This window comes from Afipia sp. MLSD5-FHT05B12 (genome assembly GCF_058793355.1).
In genome coordinates, this window is record NZ_JBXAFS010000002.1 from 158123 (window position 1) to 183051 (window position 24929).

The window sequence follows — 24929 nt, forward strand, 5'->3', positions numbered from 1 at the left end:
TATGGGCCAACAGAGAGGAGACCGTTATGTCGAAGTCGTTCAAGGCGTTGGGCCTTGCGGTGGGCGCGCTGGCGCTGACCCAGTCGTCGGCCTTCGCGCAAACCAAGGTGACCAGCGAGGGCATCTCGCCGACGGAGATTGTGATCGGATCGCATCAGGATCTATCCGGCCCGATCAAGGGCTGGGGCGTGCCGGTATCCAACGGCATGAAGATGGCCGCTGACGAGATCAACGCCGCGGGTGGTGTCAACGGTCGCAAGATCAAGCTGATCGTGGAAGACAGCGGCTACGATCCGAAGCGCGCGGTGCTGGCGTCGCAGAAGCTGATAGAGAAGGACAAGATCTTCGCCATGGTTGGCCCGATGGGTTCGCCGACTGTTCTCGCCGCGCAGGATATCCTGTTCGACGCGGGCGTGCTGCAGCTTTTCCCGCTGACGGCCGCCGAGTTCACCTTCAAGTTCGATCCCGCCAAACCGCAGGAACGGCTGAAGTTCAACAACATCCTGCCTTACGTCGAAAGCACGCGGGCTGCGGTCAAGTATATGGTTGAGGCAAAGAAGTTCGCCAAGCCCTGCATCCTGCATCAGGATGACGAATACGGCAAAGGCGTCCTCGATGGCTTCAATCAGCAGGTCGCCGCGATGAAGCTGACGCCGGCGTCGGTCACCAGCTACAAGCGCGGCGCGTCCGATTTCAGTGCGCAGGTCGCGAAGATGAAATCCGACGGCTGCGATCTCGTCGTACTCGGAACCGTGATCCGCGAAACCATCGGTGCAATGGCGGAAGCCAAGAAGCTCGGCTGGAACGTGACGTTCCTTGGTGCCACGCCGACCAACGTGCTCGAAGTGCCCGCGCTCGGCAAGGATATGGTTGAAGGGCTCTATGCGGCGTCCGGGTTTGAAATTCCCTATGAGGACACCGCAAAGGGCAAGGTAAAGGACTGGTTGGTGAACTACAAAAAGGCGTTCGGCACGGACGCCAACACGCAGGCTATCATCGGTTACAATGCGATGATGACCTTCGCCCACTATGCCAACAAGGCAGGCAAGGATCTGACCGGCGCCAAGATGCTGGATTCGCTCGAGTCCGGCGACGTGTTCAAGGACATCTTCAACTCGCCGCCGACCAAATTCTCGAAGACGAACCATCTCGCCAGTACGGTGACGCAGGTTCAGCAGGTCAAGAACGGCCGCTGGGTGCTGGTGAAGGAAGGCCTGATGTTCTGAGCTTTCCGGTCTGAGTGACATCGCGTGCGCGGGATTGCCTGCGCACGCGATCTTCTTTACGGTCCGGCTCCAACTTGAGAGCCAACAAGCCCAATGACGATTGAAAGTTCGCTCAAGGCCAGCATCGCGCGCTGGTTTCCGGGAGCCACAGGCATCGATCGCCTGGCCCGGTTGTCCGGCGGCGCAAGCCAGGAGACCTGGTCGTTCGACGTCCTGCACCCGTCTGGAAACATCGCCGTGATTTTGCGCCGCGCGCCGTCGGGCTATGGCGCTGCACCCGGTCGCGCCGCCGGGCTTGAGGCCGAAGCTGTTCTGATGCAGCAGGCCTATGAGGCTGGAATTCCGTCGCCGCGCGTGCGCCACGTCCTGCAGTTCGAGGATGGCCTTGGCAGCGGCTTCATCATGGACCGCGTCGAGGGCGAAACCATCCCGCGCAAGATTTTGCGCGATGCGGACTTCGCGCAGGCGCGCAAGTTGCTGGCGAGTCAGCTCGGCAAGGTAATGGCGGGGATTCATGCCCTCGACAGGGAGCGGCTGCCCAAGTTGCGGCTGATGACGGTCGCGGGCGAACTCGACGATCTTGCCGCCGAATACAAGTCATTCGGCTGGCCGCGGCCGGTATTCGATCTGGCGCTGCGATGGCTGCGCGGCAACGCGCCTGCCACCTCGGATACCGTGACGCTGGTGCATGGTGATTTCCGGCACGGCAATCTCATCATCGGCCCGGAAGGCGTTCGTGCGGTGCTCGACTGGGAACTGGCGCACTTTGGCGATCCGATGGAAGATCTCGGATGGATCTGCGTGAACTCCTGGCGCTTCGGCGAGATCGACAAGCCGGTCGGAGGATTTGGATCGCGCGAGGATTTGTTCGCGGCATATGAAGCGGCATCGGGTCATCCAGTGGACAGGGCGCGGGTGATGTTCTGGGAGACGCTGGGCACCTTGCGATGGGGCATCATGTGTTGTGGCATGATGCAGCGGTTTCGCGCCGGCCCGGATCATTCGATGGAGCGCGCCATGATCGGCCGCCGCGCCTCGGAAACCGAAATCGATCTGTTGCGGCTGCTGGCGCCGCGTCGCGGGGCATGACGCCGATGGCAAAGGACGTGTGAGATGCAGGATCAGCCCACGCCGGTCGAACTGATCAATGCGGTGGCGGAATTTCTCCGCGCCGATGTCGCGCCGCAATTGTCCGGGCATGCCGCGTTCAAGCTGCGCGTCGGGCTCAATGCACTCGATTTGGTTGTACGGCAGCTCACGCATGAATCATCCGGCGATGCTGCCGAGCTTGAGCGGCTGTCAAAGCTGCTTGGCGCGTCAGGTTCGCTGGAGGAACTCAACCGCCTCTTGTCGGCGCGGATCGCAAGCGGCGAGATGGGCTTCCAGACGCCGGGGCTAACCGAACATGTCTGGCAGACCACCATGGACAAGCTGGCCATCGACCAGCCGAATTATGCGTCGTACAGGCGAGAGCGAGAGGCTTGCGGCAATCGATAGTATCCTTCCTTCACCTCTCCCGTGGGGAGAGGCCGGATTGCGAAGCAATCCGGGTGAGGGGACGCTCTCACGATAGATTCTACGCCCTCACCCCACCCCTCTCCCCACGGGAGAGGGAGTCGACCTGCGTCGCGTGAGCGTTACCGCCCCTTCCACTGCGGCGGGCGCTTTTCCGCGAACGCCTTGGGTCCTTCGATATAATCCTCGGACGCGGCCAGCGCCTTGACCGCCGGGTATTCGAACTGTTCCGCGAGTGCCTGTTCCAGCGATACGCCGAGGCCGCGATGCATGGTCTGTTTCGAGGCGCGGATCGACATCGGGCCGTTCTGCAAAATGAGATTCGCCCAGCGCTCGGCGGCGGCAAGGGCTTCGCCCTTCGGAACCACTTCGTTGACGAAGCCAAGCTCAAGCCCTTCGCGCGCCGGAACGTGGCGTCCGGTCAGGATCATGCCCATGGCGCGCTTGAGGCCGATCAGGCGGGGCAGGCGGTGCAATCCGCCGGCCAGCGCAGCGAGGCCGACACGCGGCTCGGGCAGGGCGAAGGTCGCATTTTCAGACGCGATGATCAGATCGCACGCCAGCGCGATTTCAAAACCGCCGCCCATCGCCACACCGTTGACGGCGGCGATGATCGGCTTGTCGCAGTCGAAGCGGTGGGTCAGTCCGGCAAAGCCACTGGTATCCCAGCCGCGCTGGCCGCCCTGGGCCTGCCATTTCAGATCGTTGCCTGCGGAAAACGCCCGGTCGCCTGCGCCCGTCACGATCGCGATCCACTGATCGGGGTCCTTGTTGAACTCGTCGAAAACGCGGTGCATTTCAAAGTGCATCGGTGAATGTACGGCGTTCATCACCTCGGGGCGATTGAGCGTGATGATGGTCAGCGGACCTTTGCGGTCCACCTTGGCGAATTCATAGGCCATGAGCGATTTCCTTGAATAGTTTCTTGCGCTGCGTTGCAACACCTGAGCGACGTTGTTGTGCTCAAACTAGACCAGCAAAGAAGCCGCTTCACAAATTAATTAAGCGCTTGACTAACGCTCCCGGGCTTACCTTAATTCGCCATCCGTTGCCGGCCTCTGCATGTCCGGCGGCGGAAGGAAAAACCAGGTCCGAGATGGACGTCCGGGAGTTGCGCGTTGGATTTCTCGCTGCCTGACGATCTGACTGCGTATCTTTCTGAACTCGATCGGTTCATCGATCAAAAGATCGGGCCGCTCGAGCGGCGCGATGACAACATCCGCTTCTTCGATCACCGCCGCGAATGGGCGCGGACGGATTTCGACAAGGGCGGCCTGCCGCGCCATGAGTGGGAAGACCTGCTGCGTCAGGCGAAGACTCTCGCCGACGAAGCCGGGCATTTACGCTTTGCGATTCCGGCGCGCTATGGCGGCAAGGACGGCTCGAATCTCTGGATGGCGGTGATCCGCGAGCATTTCGCCGCCAAGGGTCTCGGCCTGCACAACGATTTGCAGAACGAGCATTCCATCGTCGGAAATTTTCCGCTGGTCACCATGCTGGACCGCTATGGCCGCGACGACCAGAAGGCGATGATCGAAGGCTCGCTGATCGGCAAATACCGTATCACCTTTGGTTTGACGGAGCCCGACCACGGATCGGATGCCACCCATATGGAGACACGGGCCGTTCAGGCCACCCGCGATGGCGTGAGCGGATGGGTCATCAACGGCGAGAAGATGTGGACCACCGGCATGCATGTCGCCACCCACTGTGCGACGTTCGCGCGCACGTCGGGCAATGACGGCGACGCGCGCGGCATCACGTGTTTTCTGGTGCCGGCAAATGCGAAGGGCGTGAAGGTTGAAGAGTATCTCTGGACCTTCAACATGCCGACCGACCATCCGCGTGTCAGCTTCACGGATGTGTTCGTGCCAGACGATGCGCTGTTTGGCGAGATCGGGCGCGGCCTGTCACTGGCGCAGTGCTTTGTGCATGAGAACCGGATTCGCCAAGCTGCCAGTTCGCTCGGCGCGGCCGTCTACTGCATTAACGAAAGCGTGCGCTACGCGCGCGAGCGCAAGCCGTTCGGCCATGCGTTGGCCGAGAACCAGGCGATCCAGTTTCCGCTGGTCGAGCTTGCGACCCAGGCCGAGATGCTGCGTCTCCTGATCCGCAAGACGGCGTGGGAAATGGACCGGATGACGCAGGCCGAGATCGAGCACCGGCTGTCCGACAAGGTGTCGATGTGCAATTTCTGGGCGAACCGGCTGTGCTGCGAAGCCGCCGACCGCGCAATGCAGGTGCATGGCGGCATGGGTTACTCGCGGCACAAGCCGTTCGAGCACATCTATCGCCATCACCGGCGCTATCGCATCACCGAGGGCAGCGAGGAAATCCAGAAGCGCAAAGTCGCGGGTTTCCTGTTCGGCTATATGGGTGCGGGAAAATTCGAGACGACGGAAAAGAGCCGCTAAATTCAGGTTTCACAAGAGGCGAACAATCGCCCGTGAAGAATGTTTCTGGAGGAAACGATGCGCAGGTGTACGTCTGGCCGGTCCGACCGGTTCATGCTGATCAGTTCGGAGCGGGTATTCTATGCCGGCCTGCACGGCAAACCCTCGGTGCGCACGCTGGGTGCGCTCGCGGTCTGCGTGCCCTTGCATGGGACAGCTCGTCTCGAGATCGCAGGGCAGGCGCCGCGTGTTGGCGAGATCCTCGCCGTCCCGGCTTATCTGCCGCACAAGATCACGTCGGAGTCCCGCGAAATTCTTGGACTTCTGATCGAGCCGGAGTCGGTCAGCGATGAAGATCTCGCCGAGATCATCCGCCAATGCGACGACCCGGTCGCGGCCACCCGCCTCGCGGCGCGGTTTCGTGAGATCTATGCGACCATGGCGCTCAGCGGCACGAGCGGTTTCACCTCGGCTGATTTCGACCAGATCTTTCTCCAGCGCCGCCTGAGGCAGCGCGAACTCGATACGCGTATTTCAACGGTGGTGTCGCGTTTCCAGGCCAAGCCGTCCAGCAGCATCTCGGGCGACGATTGCGCCAGCGGCGTCAAGCTCTCGCTGTCGCGCTTCCTGCATCTGTTTAAGGACGAGACCAGCATGAATTTCAAGACCTTCCGCGCCTGGAAGCGCGCGCGGAATATCCTGCATCACGTCAATGTCGAGCGAAACCTCGCGCATTTCGCGCTCGATGCCGGTTACCCGGACTCGACGCATTTCAGCCACTCGCTGCGCCGCATTTATGGATTGCAGCCGAGCGCGCTGTTTTCCGGCTCGCGGCGGCTGCAGATCATCAGCGGCAGGGATGTTGCGAGTGATGCGACAGGGATGAGGGCTTAGGTCGCAGCCGGCACGCTCGGCGCGACGCCTTGCTCGGCTCCCGCGCGGTCCTGCGCCGCGATCGCCTTGCGGAATCCGTCGCGCTGCTTGAGCCGCTCCCAATAGGCGGCGACAGCGGGAGTAAATTGCGCGGACAGCCCATTGGACTGCGCGAACATCAGCGCGTAGCCAACCGAAATGTCCGCAGCGGTGAAGCGCCCGGCGCAGACCCAGTCAGATTGCGAGACGGCTGTCTCCAGCGCGCGCAGCCGGGCGAGAAACCAGCGCGCATAATCGGCGGCGGCCTGCGGATTTTTCTTCTCGTCGGGTTCAAGCTGCGAATAACGGAAGTAGATAGTTTGGGGAAATGTCAGCGTGGTTTCCCCGAAAAACAGCCAATTCAGATAGGAGCCATAGGCGGGTTCATCGACGGCGACATTCAGCGGGGTCGGGCCGTACTTCGTCACGAGGTAGTGACACATGGCCGAGGACTCGGTCATTCGGGTCGCGCCATCGATCAGCAGTGGAATGGTGCCGAGCGGATTGAGTTCGAGATACTCGCGCTTCAGGAATCGCGGCGGGAAGGGTAACATTTTCAGGTCATAGGGAATGCCGAGTTCTTCCAGCGTCCAGAGCGGCCGGAACGAACGCGCGCTGGCGCAGTGAAAAAGCGTGAGCATGTTGGATGTGTCCCTGATTACAGTGCTATACAGCGCGTATCGCGATCTGGCGCAAGCGCTTACTGCTCCGGCAACGTACCCATGTATTTGCACAACACGCTAAGCATCACCTCGTCGGCGCCGCCGCCGATCGAGGTCAGCCGCCGGTCGCGATAGGCGCGGCTGACGCGGGTTTCATTCATGAAGCCCATGCCACCCCAGTATTGCAGGCAGGCGTCGGGAATCTCCCGGCCCAGGCGGCCGGCCTTCAGTTTTCCCATGGTCGCCAGCGGGGTCACGTCGTTGCCGTTGATGTACTCCTCACAAGCGCGATAGAGCAGGGAGCGTAACAACTCGACTTCGGTCTTCAATTCGGCGAGACGGAAGTGGATCACCTGATTGTCGAGCAGCGGCTTGCCGAACGCCTTGCGTGCGCGGGTATACTCGATGGTCTCGTCGATGGTCTTTTCGTGGGACTTCAGACACGCCGCCACCGCCCACAGCCGCTCCTCCTGGAATTGCAGCATCTGGTAGGTGAAGCCCTTGCCTTCGTCTCCGATGCGGTTGCGCTTCGGGACGCGCACGTCGGTAAATTTGATTTCAGCGGTGTCCGAGCAATGCATGCCGAGCTTGTCGAGCTTGCGCAGAACCTCCACGCCCTTGGTCTTCATCGGCAGACAGATCAGCGATTTGTTGCGATGGACCGGGCCTTCGCCGGTATTGGCGAGCAGGCACATCCAGTCGGCCTGCGTGCCGTTGGTGATCCACATCTTGCCGCCGTTGATGATGTAATCGTCGCCGTCGGAGCGGGCGGTGGTCTTGATCGAGGCGACGTCCGATCCTGCGCCGGGCTCCGAGACGCCGATGCAGGCGACGTAATCGCCCGCAATGGACGGCGCGAGAAATTCGCGCTTCATCTCGTCGGATCCGAACCGCGCCAGCGCGGGCGTCGCCATGTCGGTCTGCACACCGATCGACATACCGACGCCGCCCGCGTTGATCGCGCCGAGTTCCTCCGCCATTACCATGCCATAGCTGTAATCGAGGCCTGCGCCGCCGTATTCCACCGGCTTGCACAGGCCGAGCAGGCCGAGATCGCCCATCTTCTTGAATACCTGATGCGCCGGATAGATCCCGTCGCGCTCCCATTCATCGACGAACGGATTGATCTCGTTCTTGATGAACTGCTGCATGGTGCGGCGGATGGCGTCGTGTTCCTGCGTGAACTGCATTGCGTTTCCTGATGTTTTCTTATGTTCTCAAAGTCCCATCTGGCGGCTTGCCAGATCTTTCATGATTTCCTCGGTGCCGCCGCCGATGGCGTTGACCTTGACCTCGCGATAGATGCGCTCGACCTTCGGCCCGCGCATGAAACCCGCGCCGCCGAAAATCTGTACCGCTTCTGAGGCGCAGTAAGCGAGCGTCTGTGTCGCCTGATTCTTGCACATGCAGACCTCGGCGACCGGATTGTCGCCTTGCTCAAGCCGCCAGATCAGCATTTCGAGCATCGCCTGCGTCGCTGCCACGCGCTGCGCCATGTCCACGATCTTGTGGCGGATCACCTGATGATCGGCGAGGCGCTTGCCGAAGGTTTTACGCTCGCGGGCGTAGGCGATAGCTTCCTCGACGCAGACTCGCGCCGCCGATGCGCAACCCGCGGCCATGCCAAGCCGCTCGCTGTTGAAATTTTTCATGATCAGCTTGAAGCCGGCATTCTCCTGTCCGATCAGGTTTCCGGCCGGCACGCGGCACTCGTCGAAATAGAGCGTTGCGGTGTCCGACGCCCACCAGCCCATTTTCTTCAGCGGAGTGCGTGAGAAGCCTGGCGTGTCGCGTTCGATCAGCAAGAGGCTAACGCCGCTGGCGCCTTCGCCGCCGGTGCGCACTGCGACGGTGTAATAGTCCGCGCGCATGCCGGAGGTGATGAACGTCTTCTCGCCCTTGACCACATAGTGGCTGCTATCGCGCCGTGCGGCGGTGCGCAGATTGGCCACGTCCGATCCGCCGCCGGGCTCGGTGATCGCGAGCGCGGATATCTTCCGGCCTGCGAGAATGTCCGGCAGCACGCGTGCCTTCAACTCATCCGATCCGCCATGGACAATCGGCGGCGAGCCGATGGTATGGCTTTGCAGGCTGGCGCTGATGCCGCCGCAGCCGGCGCGGGCCAGTTCCTGCGCCGCGATCATGGACATGAAGCGGTCGCAGGGCACGCCGCCGTATTCTTCCGGGAAGCCGAGCTGCAGCAGGCCGATGGAGGCTGCTTTCAGATACAGCTCGCGGGGAAACTCTCCGGCCTCGTCCCATTGCGCTGCAAAAGGTTCGATTTCGGTCGCCACAAAGCGCCGCAGCATGTCGCGGAACGCCAGATGTTCCGGGGTCAGAAAGGGGCTGGCCGGCTCATCAATGAACTGTTCCGGGGCGTTCATTTTCATTCTCCTCGTCAGGAGTTTTATGGCCCGTTCCTGCGGCGCAGACTTGCGTTAAGCCGCCACGCCAGGAAAATTGTGGCAAGGCCAGCTAGTTTTCACAAGACGTTGGCGGTCCCGGCCTCCTACCGTTCGGATCAATTCGCGATGAACCTGAGGGCCGAAAATGGATAAAGCCGTTGTTACCTGCGCGCTCAATGGTGTGCTGACCAATCCGAAGCAGCATCATGTCCCGGTCACACCCGAGGAAATGGCGCGGGAAGCGAAGGCTGCGTTCAATGCGGGTGCGTCGGTGATGCATATGCACCTGCGCCAGCAAGGGCCGGATCAGGGGCATATGCCGTCATGGGACGTGAACCTGTCGAAGGAGGTTCAGCAGGCGATCCGCGAAGCGTGTCCCGGCGTTATCATCAATCACACCACGGGCGTCAGCGGGCCGAACTATCAGGGCGCGCTCGATTGCGTGCGCGAGACCGCGCCGGAAATGGCCGCCTGCAATGCCGGCTCGCTGAACTATCTCAAGGTAAAGGCCGACGGTTCGTGGGCCTGGCCGCCGCACGTGTTCGACAATCCGCCGGACAAGATCCAGAAATACCTCGACGTGATGAAGGTCACGAAGACGCTGCCGGAGTTCGAGTGTTTCGACGTCGGCATTGTGCGCAGCGTGGCGATGTACAAGCAGAACGGAATGTATTCCGGACCGCTCGAATACAATTTCGTCATGGGCGTCGCCTCCGGCATGCCCGCAGATCCCGACCTGCTCCCGATTCTGCTGAAACTGAAATTGCCGGACTCCAACTGGAGCGTCACGGCGATCGGCCGCGAAGAGATCTGGCCGCTGCATCAGCGCTGCGCCGAACTCGGCGGACATCTGCGCACCGGACTCGAAGACACGTTCTATCTCGGGGACGGCACCAAGGTGACCTCGAACGGTCAGCTCATCGAGGGCATCGTTGCATGCGCGCGCAAGGCGGGACGCGAGATCGCGTCACCTTCCGAGGCACGGAAGATTCTCAAGCTGATGCAATAACGGCCACAACGGACCAAGAGCCATACACCCAAGAATATGGCTGAGACAGGGAGATAACGTCATGAACGATCTGACTGCAACGGGCGGCGTGCCCGGTCCGGGACGCATCGGACGGGTGGCCGTGGGCGATATTCTGCGCCGCGCCGCTTGCCGGTTTCCGAATCGTATCGCGCTGACCGATGGTGCGCGGCAGGTCACCTTCACCGAGATGGAACACGACGCCAACCGTTTCGCGAACTATCTGGTGGCGCGCGGACTCAAGCCCGGCGAGAAAATCTCCACGATCTGCAATAATTCGGTTGAATTCGTCAAAGCGCTGTTCGGCATTCACCGCGCGGGGCTGGTCTGGGTTCCGATCAATACGATGCTCGGCCCGTCCGACATGGACTACATCCTCGATCATGCCGGAGTTCGCTTCGCGCTGATCGACGATAACCTGTATGCGCAGCCGGAACGGCGCGCGGCGCTGGAAAAGCGCGGTGTCGATCTCATTGCCGTTGACCTGACCGGCAAGGCGAAAGAACAGGGTCTCGAGAGCTTCAACGACCTGATCAAGGGACAGTCCGACATCGAACCGGAAGTCGAATTCAACGACCGCGATCTGGCGATGATCATCTACACCTCGGGCACGACGTCGCGGCCGAAAGGCGCGATGCATTGCCATCTCGCAGTGGTGATGGCGGCGATGAGTAACGCCATCGAGATGCATCTCGATCGCAATGACGGCATCACCGGGCAATTCCCGCTGTTTCATTGCGCTGCCCATGTGCTGCTGCTGACATATCTATCGGTCGGGGGCAAGCTGGCGATCATGCGCGGCTTCGATCCGGTGGCCTGCTTGGAAGCGATTCAGCGCGACAGGTTGACGGTGTTTATCGGATTGCCGGCGATGTATCAGGCGATCCTCGACCACCCGCGCCGGAAAGAGTTCGATCTCTCGGCCTTGCGCACCTGCATTTACACCATGGCGCCGATGCCGCGCCCCTTGCTGGAGCGATGCATTGCAGAACTGTGTCCGACATTCGTGCAGCCGAGCGGACAAACGGAAATGTACCCGGCGACCACCATGTCGCAACCGGATCGGCAATTGGCGCGATTCGGCAATTACTGGGGTGAGTCGATGATCGTCAACGAGACCGCGATCATGGATGACGAAGGCAACTTGTTGCCGCCTGGACAGATCGGCGAGATCGTCCATCGCGGGCCAAACGTGATGATGGGCTACTACAAGGACCCGGAGGCGACGGCTGCCGCGCGCAAGTTTGGATGGCATCACACCGGTGATCTGGCGCTGATCGACGAGCACGGTGAGGTGCTGTTCATTGACCGCAAGAAAGATATGATCAAGTCCGGCGGCGAGAACGTCGCCTCGGTGAAGATCGAGGAAACGCTGCTGGCCCATCCGGCGGTGCTGAATGCCGCGGTGGTCGGTCTGCCGCATCCGCAATGGGGCGAGGCGGTGTCCGCCTTCGTCAAGCTGAAACCTGGATCGCAGGCGGGCGAAACTGACATCATTGAACACTGCCGCAAATCCCTCGGCGGATTCCAGATTCCAAAGCTGGTGCGGATTCTTGACGAAATGCCGATGACCGCCACCGGCAAGCTGCGCAAGGTCGAGTTGCGCCAGCAATTCGTCGATCACTTCAACGCGACGTCGGCGGCTTGAAAGTAAAGACCATTTATGACGGTGATTGAGAACTCGATTTCCCACACGAGCGAGACCTATCAGGCCAATCGCGCGGGCATGCTCGCGCAGATCGCGCGGGTCAATGCGGTGGTGGGGCGAACCAGCGCTGCGTCTGAACTGTCGAAGAAGCGGTTTCATGAGCGGGGACAATTGCTGCCGCGCGAGCGCATCGCGCTGCTGCTCGATCCCGGTGCGCCGTTCCTCGAACTCTCTGCGCTGGCGGGATATTGCCTCGATACGCCGGACCCGGAAAAGAGCATTCCTGGCGGCGGCACCATTGCGGGCATCGGCTTCGTTTCAGGCGTGCGCTGCATGGTGACGGCGAGCGATTCCGGCATCGAGGCCGGATCGCTACAGCCGATGGGGCTCGACAAGCGGCTGCGCTCGCAGGAGATCGCGCTGGAGAACAAGCTGCCGTCGGTGCAACTGGTGGAGAGCGCCGGTGCGAACCTGCTGCGCTATCGCGTCGAGGATTTCATTCGCGGCGGCACCACGTTTCGCAACCTTGCGCTGCTCTCCGCTGCCGGACTCCCGGTGGTGACCGTGACCCACGGTTCGTCCACCGCGGGCGGTGCATATCAGACCGGCCTGTCCGATTACATCGTGATGGTGCGGGGGCGGACGCGCGCGTTCCTGGCCGGGCCGCCGCTGCTGAAAGCCGCCACAGGTGAGATCGCTACGGAAGAGGAACTTGGTGGCGCGGAGATGCACACCAGCATTTCCGGCCTCGGCGACTATCTTGCCGAAGACGACCGCGAGGCGCTCGGCATCGCCCGGCAGATCATGGCTGATCTTAACTGGGATCGCGCGCAGCCGGACAGCGGCGAGCCGCCGCGCCAGCCGTTGTACGACACTGAAGAACTTCTCGGCATTATGCCGATGGACCACAAGCGGCCCGTCGACATGAAGCAGATCATCGCGCGCATTCTCGACGGCTCGGATTTTCTCGAGATCGGTGCGAACTATGGACCGGCGACCGTCTGCGGCCACGGCCGCATCGGCGGCCACGCCATCGGCATCATCACCAACAATGGACCGCTCGACCCGAACGGCGCCAACAAGGCGACGCATTTCATTCAAGCCTGCTGCCAGTCGCGCACGCCGATCCTGTATCTGAACAACACCACGGGATACATGGTCGGCAAGGCTTATGAAGAAGCCGGCATGATCAAGCATGGCTCCAAGATGATCCAGGCAGTGACCAACGCCACCGTGCCGCAGATCACCATCTATTGCGGCGCGTCGTTCGGTGCGGGCAACTACGGCATGTGCGGGCGAGGCTTTCATCCGCGATTCTGCTTCTCCTGGCCCAACGCCAAAACCGCCGTGATGGGCGGTGAGCAGGCGGCCGGCACGATGGCGATTGTCGCGGAAGCCGCCGCCGCGCGGCGCGGCAAGCCCATGGAGCCGGAGAAGCTGGAGGCGATGAAGGCGCAGATCATCGACGTGTTTGAAAAACAGATGGATGTGTTTGCCACCAGCGGACGGCTGCTCGATGACGGCGTGATCGATCCGCGCGATACCCGTGCCGTGCTGGCCAATGTGCTGGCGATCTGCCGCGAGGCGGAACAGCGCAATCCGCAAAAGGTCCAGTTCTCGGTGGCGCGGCCATGAAAACAACCGGGAGTGGGATAAAGCTGACACCGTTCCGCAGGATACTGATCGCCAATCGCGGCGAGATCGCGCTGCGCGTCATGCGCACGGCAAAGCGCCTCGGTTACGAGACCGTCGCGGTCTATTCGACCGCTGATGCCGATGCGCGTCACGTCAGCGAGGCCGATCAGGCCGTGTGGATCGGGGAGTCGCAGCCGTCACAGTCGTATTTGCGAATCGACGCCATCATTGAAGCGGCGAAGGCGAGCGGCGCGGATGCCGTTCATCCGGGCTACGGTTTTCTCGCAGAGAATGCGGATTTCGCCAAAGCCTGCCGCGAAGCCGGGCTGGTGTTCATCGGACCTTCGCCCGAAGCGATCCACGCCATGGGCAACAAGGCCGGCGCGAAAGACCTTATGCAGAAGGCAGGCGTGCCCTGCGTGCCCGGTTATCAGGGCGAGGACCAGAGCGACGCCACGATGCTCGCCGCCGCGAAGCGGATCGGCTTTCCGGTGATGATCAAGGCCGTGGCCGGCGGTGGCGGACGCGGCATGCGTCTGGTGAGGGACGAGGCTGCATTCCCGGATGCGCTGCGCGCAGCGCGCTCCGAGGCCCAGAACGCGTTCGGCGACCCAAATGTGATTCTGGAGCGCGCCATCGTTCAGCCGCGCCACATCGAAATCCAGGTGTTCGGGGATCGTCATGGCAACGCGATCCATCTCGGCGAGCGCGATTGCTCGGTGCAGCGGCGGCATCAGAAGCTGATCGAGGAAGCACCGTCGCCAGCGGTGTCTCCGGAGTTGCGCGCGCGGATGGGTGCGACGGCTGTCGCCGCCGTGAAGGCCATCGGCTATGAGGGCGCGGGCACGCTGGAATTCCTGCTCGATCATGCAGGCAATTACTACTTCATGGAGATGAACACGCGGCTGCAGGTCGAGCATCCGGTGACCGAGGCGATCACCGGGCTTGATCTGGTCGAATTGCAGCTTCATGTTGCGGGCGGCGAACCGTTGCCGCTGACGCAGGAGGACGTGAGGCTCGAAGGCCATGCCATCGAGGTGCGGCTCTGTGCGGAGGATGCCGCGCATGGTTTTATGCCGCAATCCGGCCGCATGCTGCGCTGGCGCACGCCATCAGAGCCGCGTGTCGAAGACGCGCTGGAATCCGGAGGCGAGATTTCGCCGTTCTATGACTCCATGATCGCCAAGATCATCAGCCATGGCGCGACGCGGGACGAGGCGCGGCGCAGGCTGACGTCGGGCCTGACGCAGATGACAGCCTTGGGTGTCACCACCAACCAGTCGTTCCTTGCGCGCTGTCTCGATCACCCGGTCTTTGCAACGGGACAGGCGACCACCGCATTCATCGCGGAGCATTCGATCGATTTGCTTCCACCGCAGTCCAGCGATGGGCTTCATGCCGCAATCGCCGCGCTGCTGGTGCATGTCGCGTCGATTGGACTGGTTCATGTGCAGCAAGGGTTGGGGCTGGCACACAGTTACCCCATTCCGATGCGCTTCGAGCTTGATGGCCACGTCATCGAACCGATGGTGCGGCGTGAGCGCGGCGACGTCTTCAAGGTCGGTATCGCCGCCTCCGAACACGCCCTGACGCTCGGGTCGCGCGACGGCGATGTGGTGCATTTCACCTGCAACGGCGTTCTCGGCTCAGCCACCTTCGTTCGCGACGGGGCTGATCTCTATTTCAGTTTCGCTGGCGTCACTTCGCATGTGCGCGATCTCTCCCATGTTGCCGTGATGAAGGCGGGCGATGCCGGGTCGGACGGCAAGCTGCGGGCGTCCATGAATGGCCGCGTGGTGTCGGTGCTGGCCAGGGAGGGAGACGTTGTCGCGGCAGGCGCGCCGATCATCGTGCTCGAAGCCATGAAAATGCAGCATGTTCACGCCGCCCCCGTGTCGGGTAAGCTTGCGGCGCTGAACGCCGCGGAGGGCGATCAGGTCACGACCGGATTTGTGGTCGCGGAGATCGAGGCCGCGCAGGACGCGGCTTAGGGAGCATAAGCGATGTCTGACGCAACAGTGCTGTACGACAAACGCGGGCACGCCTTCTGGATCACGATCAACCGTCCCGACAAGCGCAACGCGCTGAACGCGTCGGTGATCGCAGGGATCGTCGATGGCTACCGCCGCGCGCACGAGGACAATGATGTGCGGGTGATCGTGCTGACCGGCGCAGGCGATAAGGCGTTCTGCGCCGGGGCGGATTTGCAGCCGGGCGCCGGCTTCGCGTTCGATCTGTCGCAGCCCAATCTTGCCTATGCGGACATGCTGCGCACCGCGCAGAACGCCACCAAGCCGACCATCGCCCGTATCAATGGAGTCTGCATGGCCGGCGGTATCGGCCTTCTGTGCATGACCGACATGGCGGTGGCGGCGGACAATGTCGTGTTTGGACTTCCAGAGGTGAAGGTCGGCGTATTCCCGATGCAGGTGCTGAGCCTCCTTCAGGCCATCGCGCCGCCGCGTCTGGTGCGCGAATGGTGCTTCACCGGCGAGCCGTTCAGCGCCATCGAGGCGAAGGACGCCGGGTTGCTCAACCATGTCGTGCCGGCTGCCGAACTCGACGCCAGGGTCGAATGGCTGGTCGGGCGCCTCACCGACAAGTCGCCGACGGCGATCCGCCGCGGGAAATATGCCATGCGCGCGCTGGCCTCGATGTCGTTCGATCAGGGCATCGCCTATACTGAATCGCAGATCGCGCTTCTTGCGATGACGCAGGATGCGAAGGAGGGACTTGCGGCGTTCGCCGAAAAGCGCAAGCCGGTGTGGACTGGAAAGTAACACGATGAGCAAGGTCTGGATCGAAGTCGCGTTGAACGGACCATGGACCCGCGCGAAACAGCCGGGCATTCCCGTCGCGGTCGAGGAGATCGTCGCGGATGGCATTGCCTGCGCGGAAGCGGGCGCGGCGATTATCCATGCCCATGCCTATGACGTAACGACCGGCCGCCAGAAGGACGACTGGGAGATTTATGCGCGCATCATCGAGGGCATCCGCGCGAAAGCCGATGTCATTGTCTATCCGACCATCCCAAGTCCGGGGCTCGGGCAGGAACAGAACACCAACCGCTTCGGCCACACGCTGGAACTGGCAAAGCGCGGCCTGATCGAATGGGCCGTGATCGATCCGGGCTCGGTTCACATTTCGCGGTTTGATGACCTCGCCCATGGCGGCGTGTACATGAATCCGCACGAAGATATCATGGAAGGCATGCGGATCGCGCGCGCCCACTATGTCCATCCGAGCTATGCGATCTACGAGCCCGGTTTCACGCGGCTCGGTGCTGCGCTGGCGGCGATTGCGCCGGTATCACCGACGCCGATCTATCGCTTCATGTTCTCGGACGAGTTTGCATGGGGCTTTCCGCCGCGTGACAAATACCTCGATACGCATCTCGATCTGCTGGCGGAAGTTGCGCCCGGCGCGCCATGGATGATCGCGGGTCTCGGTGTCGACATCACGCCGCTGATTCCACACACGGTCGCGCGCGGTGGTCATGTCCGCGTCGGTCTGGAAGACATCCACTGGGGAATCCCGCAGACCAATGAAGCTCTGGTGAAGGATGCGGTGAAGCGTGTCCGCGCCGCAGGCGGCGAACCGGCGACGACGGCTGAAGTCCGACGCGAGTTAAAGTCGATGGATGTTTCGCGAGGGGCATGATCCCGAAAAGTGGGAACCGGTTTTCGGATCAGATCATGCCCACTTAAGTAAACGCGCTTAACGTCCCTTGAACACCGGCTTGCGCTTTTCCATGAACGCGGCGCGGCCTTCCTTGTAATCCTCGCTCTTGAAACAGGCGTCAACCAGGTCTTCGCAGCGCTTCATGTCGCGCTTGAGTTCGTCCTTGCAGGCTTCGCCGACGATGAACTTGATCGAATCGACGGTCAGCGGTGCGTTGGCCGCGATCGTGGCGGCATAGTTCTTCACATAGAACTCAAGCTCGTGATTTTCGACGATCCGGTTCACGAGGCCCATCTCGACAGCTTCCATCGCTTCGAACAGCCGCGCCGTGAAGAAGATTTCCTTGGTGAAGGAGGGCCCCACCACGTCCATCAGGCGCTTCACGCCGGGATATCCATAGCCGAGGCCGAGCTTGGCGGCGGGCACCGCGAAGCGGGCATCCTCCGAGCAGATGCGCAGATCACAGCAGCTCGCGAGGCCCATGCCGCCGCCGACGCAGAAGCCGCGGATCATCGCTATGGTCGGCTTCGGGAATTCATGCACGCTGGCATAGGCGGCCTCAACGGCATCGTTGTATGTCCTGACGCCTTCCTCGCTCGAGCGCTCGTCGCCGAACTTCGAGATGTCCGCGCCCGCGACAAAGGCCTTGTCGCCTGCGCCCGCCAGCACCACCACACGGATGCTGTCGTCCTTTGCGTACTCGGTCATCAGCGCCGTGCAGGCTTCCCACATCTCCAGCGACATGGCGTTACGGCGCTCTGGATTGTTGAAGATCACATAGCCGATGTTGCCGTCCTTGCGGGAGATCACCTTGTCGGTCGAAGCCATATGTATGTTCCTTAAATTCAGACGACCTTGCTCTCTTGGAGCGAGGCGATTTCCTGTTCACTGAAGCCGAATTCGTTCAGCACGTCGTGCGTCTGCTCGCCCACAAGAGGCGGACGCGCCGCCATGTGGCTCGGCGTGCGCGACAGCGTGAAGGGCTGTCCGACGAGTTGCCTGCCGGTGTCGGGCAACTGCTGCGCGATGCGCAGATGCTTGACCTGCGCGTCATCGAACACCTGATCGATGGAGTAAATCGGGCCGCACGGCACACCGGCGTCATTGAGAATGGTGACCCATTCGCCGGTCGAGCGCTTCGCCATGTACACGCCGATGGCGGCGTTCAGCGCGTCGCGATTTTTCGAGCGCAACGCGATCGTTGCGTAGTCGGGATGCGTCAGCAGGTCCGGGGCTTCGATGGCCTGCGCGAATCGCTCCCAGATCCGCCCGCCGGTGGTGGCGATATTGATGAAGCTGTCGCTGGTCCTGAACACACCGGTCGGGATGCTGGTCGGGTGGTTGTTGCCTGCCTGTTGCGGCACGTCGCCATCGACCAGCCAGCGCGCGGCCTGGAAGTCGAGCATGAAGATCTGCGCCTGCAACAGCGAGGTCTGCACCCACTGGCCTTCGCCGGAGACATCGCGCTCCAGCAGCGCGGTCATGATGCCGAGCGCGCAGAAGAGTCCAGCGGTGAGGTCCGCGACCGGAATCCCGGCGCGCACCGGGCCCTGTCCCGGCAATCCGGTGATCGACATCAGGCCCCCCATGCCCTGCGCGATCTGATCGAAGCCGGGGCGCTTGGCATAAGGTCCGTCCTGTCCGAAACCGGAGATGCTGGCATAGACGAGGCGCGGATTGATCGCGCGCATGCTCTCATAGTCGATGCCGAGTTTGTCCTTCACGTCAGGACGGAAGTTCTCGACGATGACATCGGCTTTCGCGGCAAGCCGCTTGAACACCTCAAGCCCTTTCGGGTCTTTCAGGTTCAGCGTCATCGCGCGCTTGTTGCGATGCAGATTCTGGAAATCCGGACCGTGACGCGGACCGCCCGGCTGTTCGCTGTCGGCAAGATCGGTCGGCGCTTCGATCTTGATGACGTTCGCGCCCCAGTCCGACAATTGGCGCACGGCGGTCGGCCCGGAGCGTATCCGGGTGAGATCCAGAACCGTGAAGCGCGAAAGGGCGGACGAGGCACGCGGAAACGTCATCGATTTCTCCGAAGAGATTACCCGGCGTTGCCGACGAGGCCCGAGGCGGCGATACCGGCGAGTGCCGCGGTTTCGTCGTTGTCGGAGGTGTCGCCGCTGATGCCGATGGCGCCGAGCAGGTTGCCGTCCTTGTCATTGATGAGAACGCCGCCCGGCACCGGCACCAGCGCGCCGCGCGCCATGGTGTTGATGGCATCGACGAAGTATGGCTGCTCATTGGCGCGTTTGAAGATCGCGCGCGATCCCATGCCCAGCGCCAGCGCGCCATAGGCCTTGCCGTGGGCGACGTCGCCGCGCAGCAGGCTGGTATTGTCTTCCGCGACGAAGGTCTTGAGTGTGCCGCGCGCGTCAAGGATCGCGATGGCCATCGGCTTCAGCTTCAGTTCCCGGCACTTGGCGAGGGCGGCATCGGAAATCTTGCGGGCAACGTCAAGGGTCAGGTCGGTCATCAAATACGTCCTTTGTAGGGTAGTTTATGAAAGTGCAGGGGCTTTCGCCGCGCCGTTGTCCAAGCTTATGGCAAGGACGCGGGCGACGTGCAATGCGCCGCGGCCAGAGCCGTCCTTGATTTGATGGCGGCAGGAGGTGCCGTCGGCCACGATCAGCGCATCATCGGCAGCCTTGCGCACAGCGGGCAGCAGGGATGCTTCTGCCATCTCGATCGACACGTCATAGGTATCTGCGCCATAGCCGAATGCGCCGGCCATGCCGCAGCAGCTCGACTCGATCTTCTCGACCTTCAGGCCGGGGACCAGCCGCAGGATCTTTTCGACCGGCGCGAAGGCCCCGAACGATTTCTGGTGGCAATGGCCATGCACATGCGCGCTTTTCTCGACGGCGCCGAGCGGCAGCTTGAGCTGGCCAGTCTCGGCCTCCTGCACCAGGAATTCCTCGAACAGCAGGGCGTGGGCGCTGACTGTCTTCGCGGCATCGTCGGAACGCAACGACAGCAGCTCATCGCGCAGTGTCAGAAGGCAACTCGGCTCCAGCCCGACGATCGGCACGCCGCGCTCCGCGAACGGGATCAATGTTTCGACCACGCGATTGAGCTCGGCCTTTGCGTTTTCGACCAGTCCCGCTGACAAGAATGTGCGGCCGCAGCAGAGCTGCCTGCCGCCATCGGCTGCACGGGGCAGGTGGACGCGATAGCCGCCGTCGACCAGCACGCGCAATGCGGCGTCGAGGTTCTCGCGCTCATAGGCGCGGTTGAAGGTGTCGGCGAACAGCACCACCTCGCGGCCATTTTCCGGGCCAAAGGCGATTTCAGCTGGCGCAAACACGTCGCTGCGGAATTCCGGCAGATCGCGCTTGGCGCTGATGCCCGCGATCTTCTCGAACGCCGTGCGGAGAACACTGCTGCGGTTGCGCAGGTTGGCGAGCCACGAAAATCGCGAGGCTAGGGCGGCGTAATGCGGCAGATAACCGACCAGCCGGTCGCGCAACGTCAGGCCGTGTGTCGCGGCGCGCGCGGCCAGTACCTCGATTTTCATTTTAGCCATGTCAACGCCGGTCGGGCATTCGTGGCGGCAGGCCTTGCAGGAGACGCAAAGCTTCATCGTCTCCATCATCGCGTCAGACGACAGCGCATCGGGACCAAGTTGCCCGGAGATCGCAAGGCGCAGCGTGTTGGCGCGGCCGCGCGTCACATCCTTCTCGTTGCGGGTGGCGCGATAGGACGGGCACATCACGCCGCCCTCGAGCTTGCGGCAGGCGCCGTTGTTGTTGCACATCTCGACCGCGCCCTGGAAACCGCCCGCCGCGCCGGGCCAGGCCGACCAGTCCATCACCGTTGTGATGTTCTCGATCTTGTAGCCAGGCGCATAGCGGAACAACGAACGGTCATCCATCTTCGGTGGATGCACGATCTTGCCGGGGTTGAGGGTGTTATTCGGGTCGAATCGCTCTTTCACCTCCTCGAAGGCGTGAACGATCCGCTCGCCGAACATCTGTGCATGGAATTCGGAGCGCACAATTCCGTCGCCGTGTTCGCCGGAATGCGAGCCTTTATATTCACGCACCATCGCGAAGGCTTCCTCGGCAATGGCGCGCATCGCCTTGACATCCTTGTCGAGCTTGAGATTGAGCACCGGGCGCACATGCAGGCAGCCTTCGGATGCATGGGCATACATGGTGCCGCGCGTGCCGTGCTTCTCGAACACTTTGTTGAGGCGATCGGTGTAGTCGGCGAGGTGCGGCAGCGGCACCGCGCAATCCTCGACAAAGGAGACCGGTTTTCCCTCCTGTTTCATCGACATCATGATGTTGAGGCCGGAGGTGCGGAAATCCGTGATCGCCGCCTGCATCGCGGGCTCGACCACGTCGACCACGCCGCCCCAATTACGTTTCGGCTGGTCCCAGCCGAAACCGAGATCGCCCATCAAGTCGCCGAGCTGTTTGAGCTTGGCGAGATTTGCAGCCTGATCCGCCTCCGCAAATTCCACCACAAGCAGCGCTTCCGGTTCGCCTTTGACCACGGCTTCGATGGTCGGGCGGAACATCGCGATGTCGCGGCCAAGCGCGACCATGGTGCTGTCCACCAGTTCGGCCGCGATCGGTTTCAGCTTCACCAGATGCTGCGTCGCGTCCATCGCTTCGTAGAAACTGCCGAAGTGGCAGACGCCAAACACTTTCGCGCCGATCAGTGGCCACAGCTTGAGCTCGACGCGTGTGGTGAAAGCAAGCGTGCCTTCGGAGCCGACCAGCAGGTGCGCCATGTTGTTGACGGGCTGCGGCGTCAGCGCATCGAGATTGTAGCCGCCGACCCGGCGCTGCACATGCGGAAAGCGCGCCGCGATCTCGCCGGCTTCGCGTTCGCCGAGCGCCAGCATATCGCGGAACAGGTCGCGGCCCGGCATTTCGCTGTTCTGCCATGCCATGTCGCGCGGCACTTCGCCGAAGTGCAGCAGCGTGCCGTCGGCCAGTGCCGCATCCATCGAAATCGTGTTGTCGCGCATGGTGCCGTAGCGCAGCGAACGCCCGCCGCAGGAATTGTTGCCGGCCATACCGCCGATGGTGGCGCGGGATGCGGTCGAGACGTCAACCGGAAACCACAGGCCGTGCTTTTTGAGTTGCCGGTTGAGGTCGTCCAACACGATGCCGGGCTCGACCACGCAGGTGCGCTTCTCGACATCGAGCGAGATGATTTTGTTCAGGTGCTTCGAGACATCGACGACGATGCCGCTGTTGACGGTCTGGCCGCATTGCGATGTACCGCCGCCGCGCGGCGTGACGATGCGTCCGTCGTCGCGCGCAATCGCTATCGCGCGTAAGGCGTCGTCCATGGTGCGGGGCACGACCACGCCGAGCGGCTTGATCTGGTAGAACGACGCGTCGGTGGCATAGCGGCCGAGATCGAACGGATTAAACAGCACGTCGCCGCTGACTTCGCGCCTGAGCCGCGCGGCGAGAGCGCTGTCCTGCGCGGTGGCATTTCCGGTCGCGGCTTTCTGCTGAGCCATTTGGTGTTCTCGATATTCGACTGTCAGATGTTGCCTGCGTTCCTTTAACCTCTCCCCGACGAGGAGAGGGGATAAATCCGATCGCGTGGCTTCGCTTCGGCCTTTCAGCTCGCGCCGTCGCGCAACGCGGAGACATCCGCCGTGCGCCCGCTCGGCTGATGCTCGCGCATATACTCGCACACGGCCTCGCACTTGCCGCGCATGTGGTCGAACATCAGCTTGCCGAGTTCTTCGCCGTTGCGGCGGCGCAGGGCATCGACCATGGCTTCATGCTCGCGCATTGCGTCGCTGAGCCGGTCGCGCCGCAGAAGATTGGCCGAATAGCGCAGGCGGCGGACCATGGCGTTCGCGGTTGCATAGTTCGAACTCAGGAACGGGTTTGCTGCGGCGTCGACGATGGCCTGATGGATCTTCTGGTTCAGGCGGAAATAGTCCGCCAGTTCCTGGCGAATATAGTGCGAGTACATTTCCAGATGCGTGCGCTCGATGGCGGCGATATCTTCGTCCGATATCCGCTCGCAGGCCATGCGGCCCGCGAGGGCATCGAGACCGGCGATGAGTTCGAACAGATGCCGGATATCCTGTTCGGAGAACTGGCGGACCCGCGCGCCGCGGTTGGGCAGCAGCTCGATCAGGCCCTCCGATGCCAGCACCTTCAGCGCCTCGCGCAGCGGCGTGCGCGACACGTTGAATCGCTCGCACAGTTCACGCTCGGGGATACGGCTGCCAGGCTCCAGGTGCCCCTCGACAATAAAGTCGCGGATCTGGCCCAGCAGGTCGTCGTGCAGCGAGGCCGATGAGGTCTCGACGATTTCCAGCGACTTGGTTCGCAAAAGATTATTCAAAATCCAGAGCCTCCGGAGGAGCGACGCGTTGGATTTTATTCCAAATCAGTCAACGCGACACGTTATGTGTCCATAAATGTATTGGTACTCGATTTTTCTGTTGTCAGAAAGGAAATTATGAATACAATTCAAACCAACAAAATCTTGCGATGCACAATTTATTGCATGCAAAATTGTAAACTAAGGTCTTTAGGGAGCGGCGATCCGATGTCCAACGCCTCAGTCCACACCGGGAGGCACTTTCTCCAGATTCCCGGGCCGACCAATGTCCCCGATCGCGTGCTGCGTGCGATGGACATGCCGACCATCGATCATCGCGGACCTGAATTCGCCCAACTCGGCCTCGAGGTCATCGAAGGCTCGAAGAAGGTCTTCAAGACCAAGAACCCCGTCATCATCTATCCGTCGTCCGGCACCGGCGCGTGGGAAGCTGCCATCGTCAATACGCTGTCACCCGGCGATAAGGTGCTGATGGTGGAGACTGGACATTTCGCGACGCTGTGGCGCGCAATGGCCGACAGGCTGAAACTCGATGTCGAGTTCGTGCCGGGCGACTGGCGCCACGGTGCATCGCCTGAAGACATCGAGGCCCGGCTGTCGAAGGACAAGGCCCACGGCTTCAAGGCCGTGATGGTGGTCCACAACGAGACCTCCACCGGGGTCACCAGCCGCATTCACGAGATCCGCAAGGCCATCGACGCCGCGAAACATCCGGCGCTGCTGATGGTCGATACGATTTCATCGCTCGGCTCGATCGACTTCGAGCACGACAAGTGGGGCGTTGATGTCACCGTGTCCTGCTCGCAGAAGGGCCTGATGCTGCCGCCCGGCCTCGGTTTCAATGCTGTGTCGGACAAGGCGCTGGAGGCCTCGAAGAAAAACACCTCGTTGCGGTCCTATTGGGACTGGCACGAGATCATTGCCGCCAACAAGGGCGGTTCGTGGTCCTACACCCCTGCGACCAACATGCTTTACGGCCTCAAGGAAGCCATCGCGATGCTGATGGAAGAGGGGCTGGATAATGTCTTCGCCCGCCATAAGCGCTACTCGGCGGCGACGCGTGCGGCAGTCGAGACCTGGGGCCTTGAAAATCTCTGCCTCGATCCGCGCGAATACTCGCCGATCCTGACCGCGGTGGTGATGCCCGAGGGGCACGACGCCGACCAGTTCCGCAAGGTCACGCTGGACAATTTCGACATGTCGCTCGGCGCGGGTCTCAGCAAGATCAAGGGCAAGGTGTTCCGCATCGGCCACCTCGGACATTTCAACGACCTGATGCTGATGGGCACGCTGGCCGGCGTCGAGATGGCGCTCGATCTTGCGAAGGTGCCGCATCGCGCAGGCGGCGTGATGTCCGCGATGAGCGTTCTGACCGGCCGCGATGCGAAGGCATCGCATGCCAAGACGGCAGTGGCGTAACGCCGCGTGGGCGGCGCCGGCGATTTGAATTCAGAATCCGCAGGATAGCGGAAACACAAGCAAGGCCCGGCGG

Annotated in this window: 21 protein-coding genes; 12 read left to right on the forward strand and 9 right to left on the reverse strand. The window is 62.1% G+C overall.

What is annotated here, in order from left to right; all coding sequences use genetic code 11:
- Window positions 1–26 precede the first annotated feature (26 nt).
- The 3 genes from AC1Q6J_RS03035 (at window position 27) to AC1Q6J_RS03045 (ending at window position 2723) form a co-directional block, all read left to right on the forward strand.
- Window positions 27–1226 (forward strand): ABC transporter substrate-binding protein, encoded by a 1200-nt coding sequence (locus tag AC1Q6J_RS03035; RefSeq protein WP_492277855.1) that lies wholly within the window; start codon window positions 27–29, stop codon window positions 1224–1226.
- Window positions 1227–1319: 93 nt separating this feature from the next.
- The gene (locus tag AC1Q6J_RS03040) at window positions 1320–2315 is read left to right on the forward strand and encodes a phosphotransferase family protein (RefSeq protein ID WP_492277856.1); all 996 of its coding nucleotides are present in this window, start codon (window positions 1320–1322) and stop codon (window positions 2313–2315) included.
- Window positions 2316–2339: 24 nt separating this feature from the next.
- Window positions 2340–2723 carry a DUF6285 domain-containing protein gene (locus AC1Q6J_RS03045; RefSeq protein ID WP_492277857.1) on the forward strand — a complete coding sequence of 128 codons (384 nt, stop codon included), beginning with the start codon at window positions 2340–2342 and terminating at the stop codon, window positions 2721–2723.
- A 140-nt stretch (window positions 2724–2863) separates the two neighbouring features.
- Here the strand turns inward: AC1Q6J_RS03045 and AC1Q6J_RS03050 are convergent, their stop codons facing one another.
- Window positions 2864–3643: an enoyl-CoA hydratase-related protein gene (locus AC1Q6J_RS03050; RefSeq protein ID WP_492277858.1), complete on the reverse strand. Its 780-nt coding sequence runs from the start codon at window positions 3641–3643 to the stop codon at window positions 2864–2866.
- Window positions 3644–3859: 216 nt separating this feature from the next.
- Between AC1Q6J_RS03050 and AC1Q6J_RS03055 the strand changes: the two genes are divergently transcribed.
- Both AC1Q6J_RS03055 and AC1Q6J_RS03060 read left to right on the forward strand, forming a co-directional pair.
- Window positions 3860–5155: an acyl-CoA dehydrogenase family protein gene (locus AC1Q6J_RS03055; RefSeq protein WP_492277859.1), complete on the forward strand. Its 1296-nt coding sequence runs from the start codon at window positions 3860–3862 to the stop codon at window positions 5153–5155.
- Window positions 5156–5248: 93 nt separating this feature from the next.
- Window positions 5249–6028 (forward strand): helix-turn-helix domain-containing protein, encoded by a 780-nt coding sequence (locus AC1Q6J_RS03060; protein ID WP_492277860.1) that lies wholly within the window; start codon window positions 5249–5251, stop codon window positions 6026–6028.
- Here the strand turns inward: AC1Q6J_RS03060 and AC1Q6J_RS03065 are convergent.
- From AC1Q6J_RS03065 to AC1Q6J_RS03075, 3 genes are read right to left on the reverse strand one after another with little or no spacing between them, the layout of a single operon-like run.
- A complete protein-coding gene (locus tag AC1Q6J_RS03065; RefSeq protein ID WP_492277861.1) occupies window positions 6025–6687 on the reverse strand; it encodes a glutathione S-transferase family protein in 663 nt (220 codons plus the stop codon). The genes AC1Q6J_RS03060 and AC1Q6J_RS03065 overlap by 4 nt on opposite strands.
- Window positions 6688–6746: 59 nt before the next feature.
- Window positions 6747–7898 carry an acyl-CoA dehydrogenase family protein gene (locus AC1Q6J_RS03070; RefSeq protein WP_492277862.1) on the reverse strand — a complete coding sequence of 384 codons (1152 nt, stop codon included), beginning with the start codon at window positions 7896–7898 and terminating at the stop codon, window positions 6747–6749.
- A 27-nt stretch (window positions 7899–7925) separates the two neighbouring features.
- Window positions 7926–9092 (reverse strand): acyl-CoA dehydrogenase family protein, encoded by a 1167-nt coding sequence (locus tag AC1Q6J_RS03075; protein WP_492277863.1) that lies wholly within the window; start codon window positions 9090–9092, stop codon window positions 7926–7928.
- A gap of 166 nt (window positions 9093–9258) precedes the next feature.
- Here AC1Q6J_RS03075 and AC1Q6J_RS03080 point away from each other — a divergent pair, with 166 nt between their 5' ends.
- The 6 genes from AC1Q6J_RS03080 to AC1Q6J_RS03105 all read left to right on the forward strand — a co-directional run bounded on the left by AC1Q6J_RS03080 (window position 9259) and on the right by AC1Q6J_RS03105 (window position 17083).
- The gene (locus AC1Q6J_RS03080) at window positions 9259–10122 is read left to right on the forward strand and encodes a beta-keto acid cleavage family enzyme (RefSeq protein ID WP_492277864.1); all 864 of its coding nucleotides are present in this window, start codon (window positions 9259–9261) and stop codon (window positions 10120–10122) included.
- 61 nt (window positions 10123–10183) lie between these two features.
- Window positions 10184–11788, forward strand: coding sequence for an AMP-binding protein (locus AC1Q6J_RS03085; protein WP_492277865.1), 1605 nt, complete (start codon window positions 10184–10186; stop codon window positions 11786–11788).
- Window positions 11789–11803: 15 nt separating this feature from the next.
- A complete protein-coding gene (locus tag AC1Q6J_RS03090; RefSeq protein ID WP_492277866.1) occupies window positions 11804–13423 on the forward strand; it encodes an acyl-CoA carboxylase subunit beta in 1620 nt (539 codons plus the stop codon).
- Window positions 13420–15414 (forward strand): acetyl/propionyl/methylcrotonyl-CoA carboxylase subunit alpha, encoded by a 1995-nt coding sequence (locus AC1Q6J_RS03095; protein WP_492277867.1) that lies wholly within the window; start codon window positions 13420–13422, stop codon window positions 15412–15414. Before AC1Q6J_RS03090 ends, AC1Q6J_RS03095 begins: the two co-directional genes overlap by 4 nt.
- Window positions 15415–15426: 12 nt before the next feature.
- Window positions 15427–16203 (forward strand): enoyl-CoA hydratase/isomerase family protein, encoded by a 777-nt coding sequence (locus AC1Q6J_RS03100; protein WP_492277868.1) that lies wholly within the window; start codon window positions 15427–15429, stop codon window positions 16201–16203.
- Between the two features lie 4 nt (window positions 16204–16207).
- Complete coding sequence (locus tag AC1Q6J_RS03105; protein WP_492277869.1) at window positions 16208–17083, forward strand: beta-keto acid cleavage family enzyme; 876 nt, start codon at window positions 16208–16210, stop codon at window positions 17081–17083.
- A 57-nt stretch (window positions 17084–17140) separates the two neighbouring features.
- On the opposite strand, the gene AC1Q6J_RS03110 is transcribed toward AC1Q6J_RS03105, so the two are convergent.
- From AC1Q6J_RS03110 to AC1Q6J_RS03130, 5 genes are all read right to left on the reverse strand, one after another.
- Complete coding sequence (locus AC1Q6J_RS03110) at window positions 17141–17932, reverse strand: enoyl-CoA hydratase (protein WP_492277870.1); 792 nt, start codon at window positions 17930–17932, stop codon at window positions 17141–17143.
- A gap of 17 nt (window positions 17933–17949) precedes the next feature.
- A complete protein-coding gene (locus tag AC1Q6J_RS03115) occupies window positions 17950–19134 on the reverse strand; it encodes a CaiB/BaiF CoA transferase family protein (RefSeq protein ID WP_492277871.1) in 1185 nt (394 codons plus the stop codon).
- Between the two features lie 17 nt (window positions 19135–19151).
- Window positions 19152–19583, reverse strand: coding sequence for a GlcG/HbpS family heme-binding protein (locus AC1Q6J_RS03120; RefSeq protein WP_492277872.1), 432 nt, complete (start codon window positions 19581–19583; stop codon window positions 19152–19154).
- Window positions 19584–19607: 24 nt separating this feature from the next.
- Complete coding sequence (locus tag AC1Q6J_RS03125) at window positions 19608–22592, reverse strand: FAD-binding and (Fe-S)-binding domain-containing protein (RefSeq protein ID WP_492277873.1); 2985 nt, start codon at window positions 22590–22592, stop codon at window positions 19608–19610.
- 104 nt (window positions 22593–22696) lie between these two features.
- On the reverse strand, window positions 22697–23437 hold the full coding sequence (locus tag AC1Q6J_RS03130; protein ID WP_492277874.1) for a GntR family transcriptional regulator: 741 nt from the start codon (window positions 23435–23437) through the stop codon (window positions 22697–22699).
- A gap of 207 nt (window positions 23438–23644) precedes the next feature.
- On the opposite strand from AC1Q6J_RS03130, the gene AC1Q6J_RS03135 reads away from it, so the two are divergent.
- Window positions 23645–24856: a pyridoxal-phosphate-dependent aminotransferase family protein gene (locus tag AC1Q6J_RS03135; protein ID WP_492277875.1), complete on the forward strand. Its 1212-nt coding sequence runs from the start codon at window positions 23645–23647 to the stop codon at window positions 24854–24856.
- Window positions 24857–24929 lie beyond the last annotated feature (73 nt).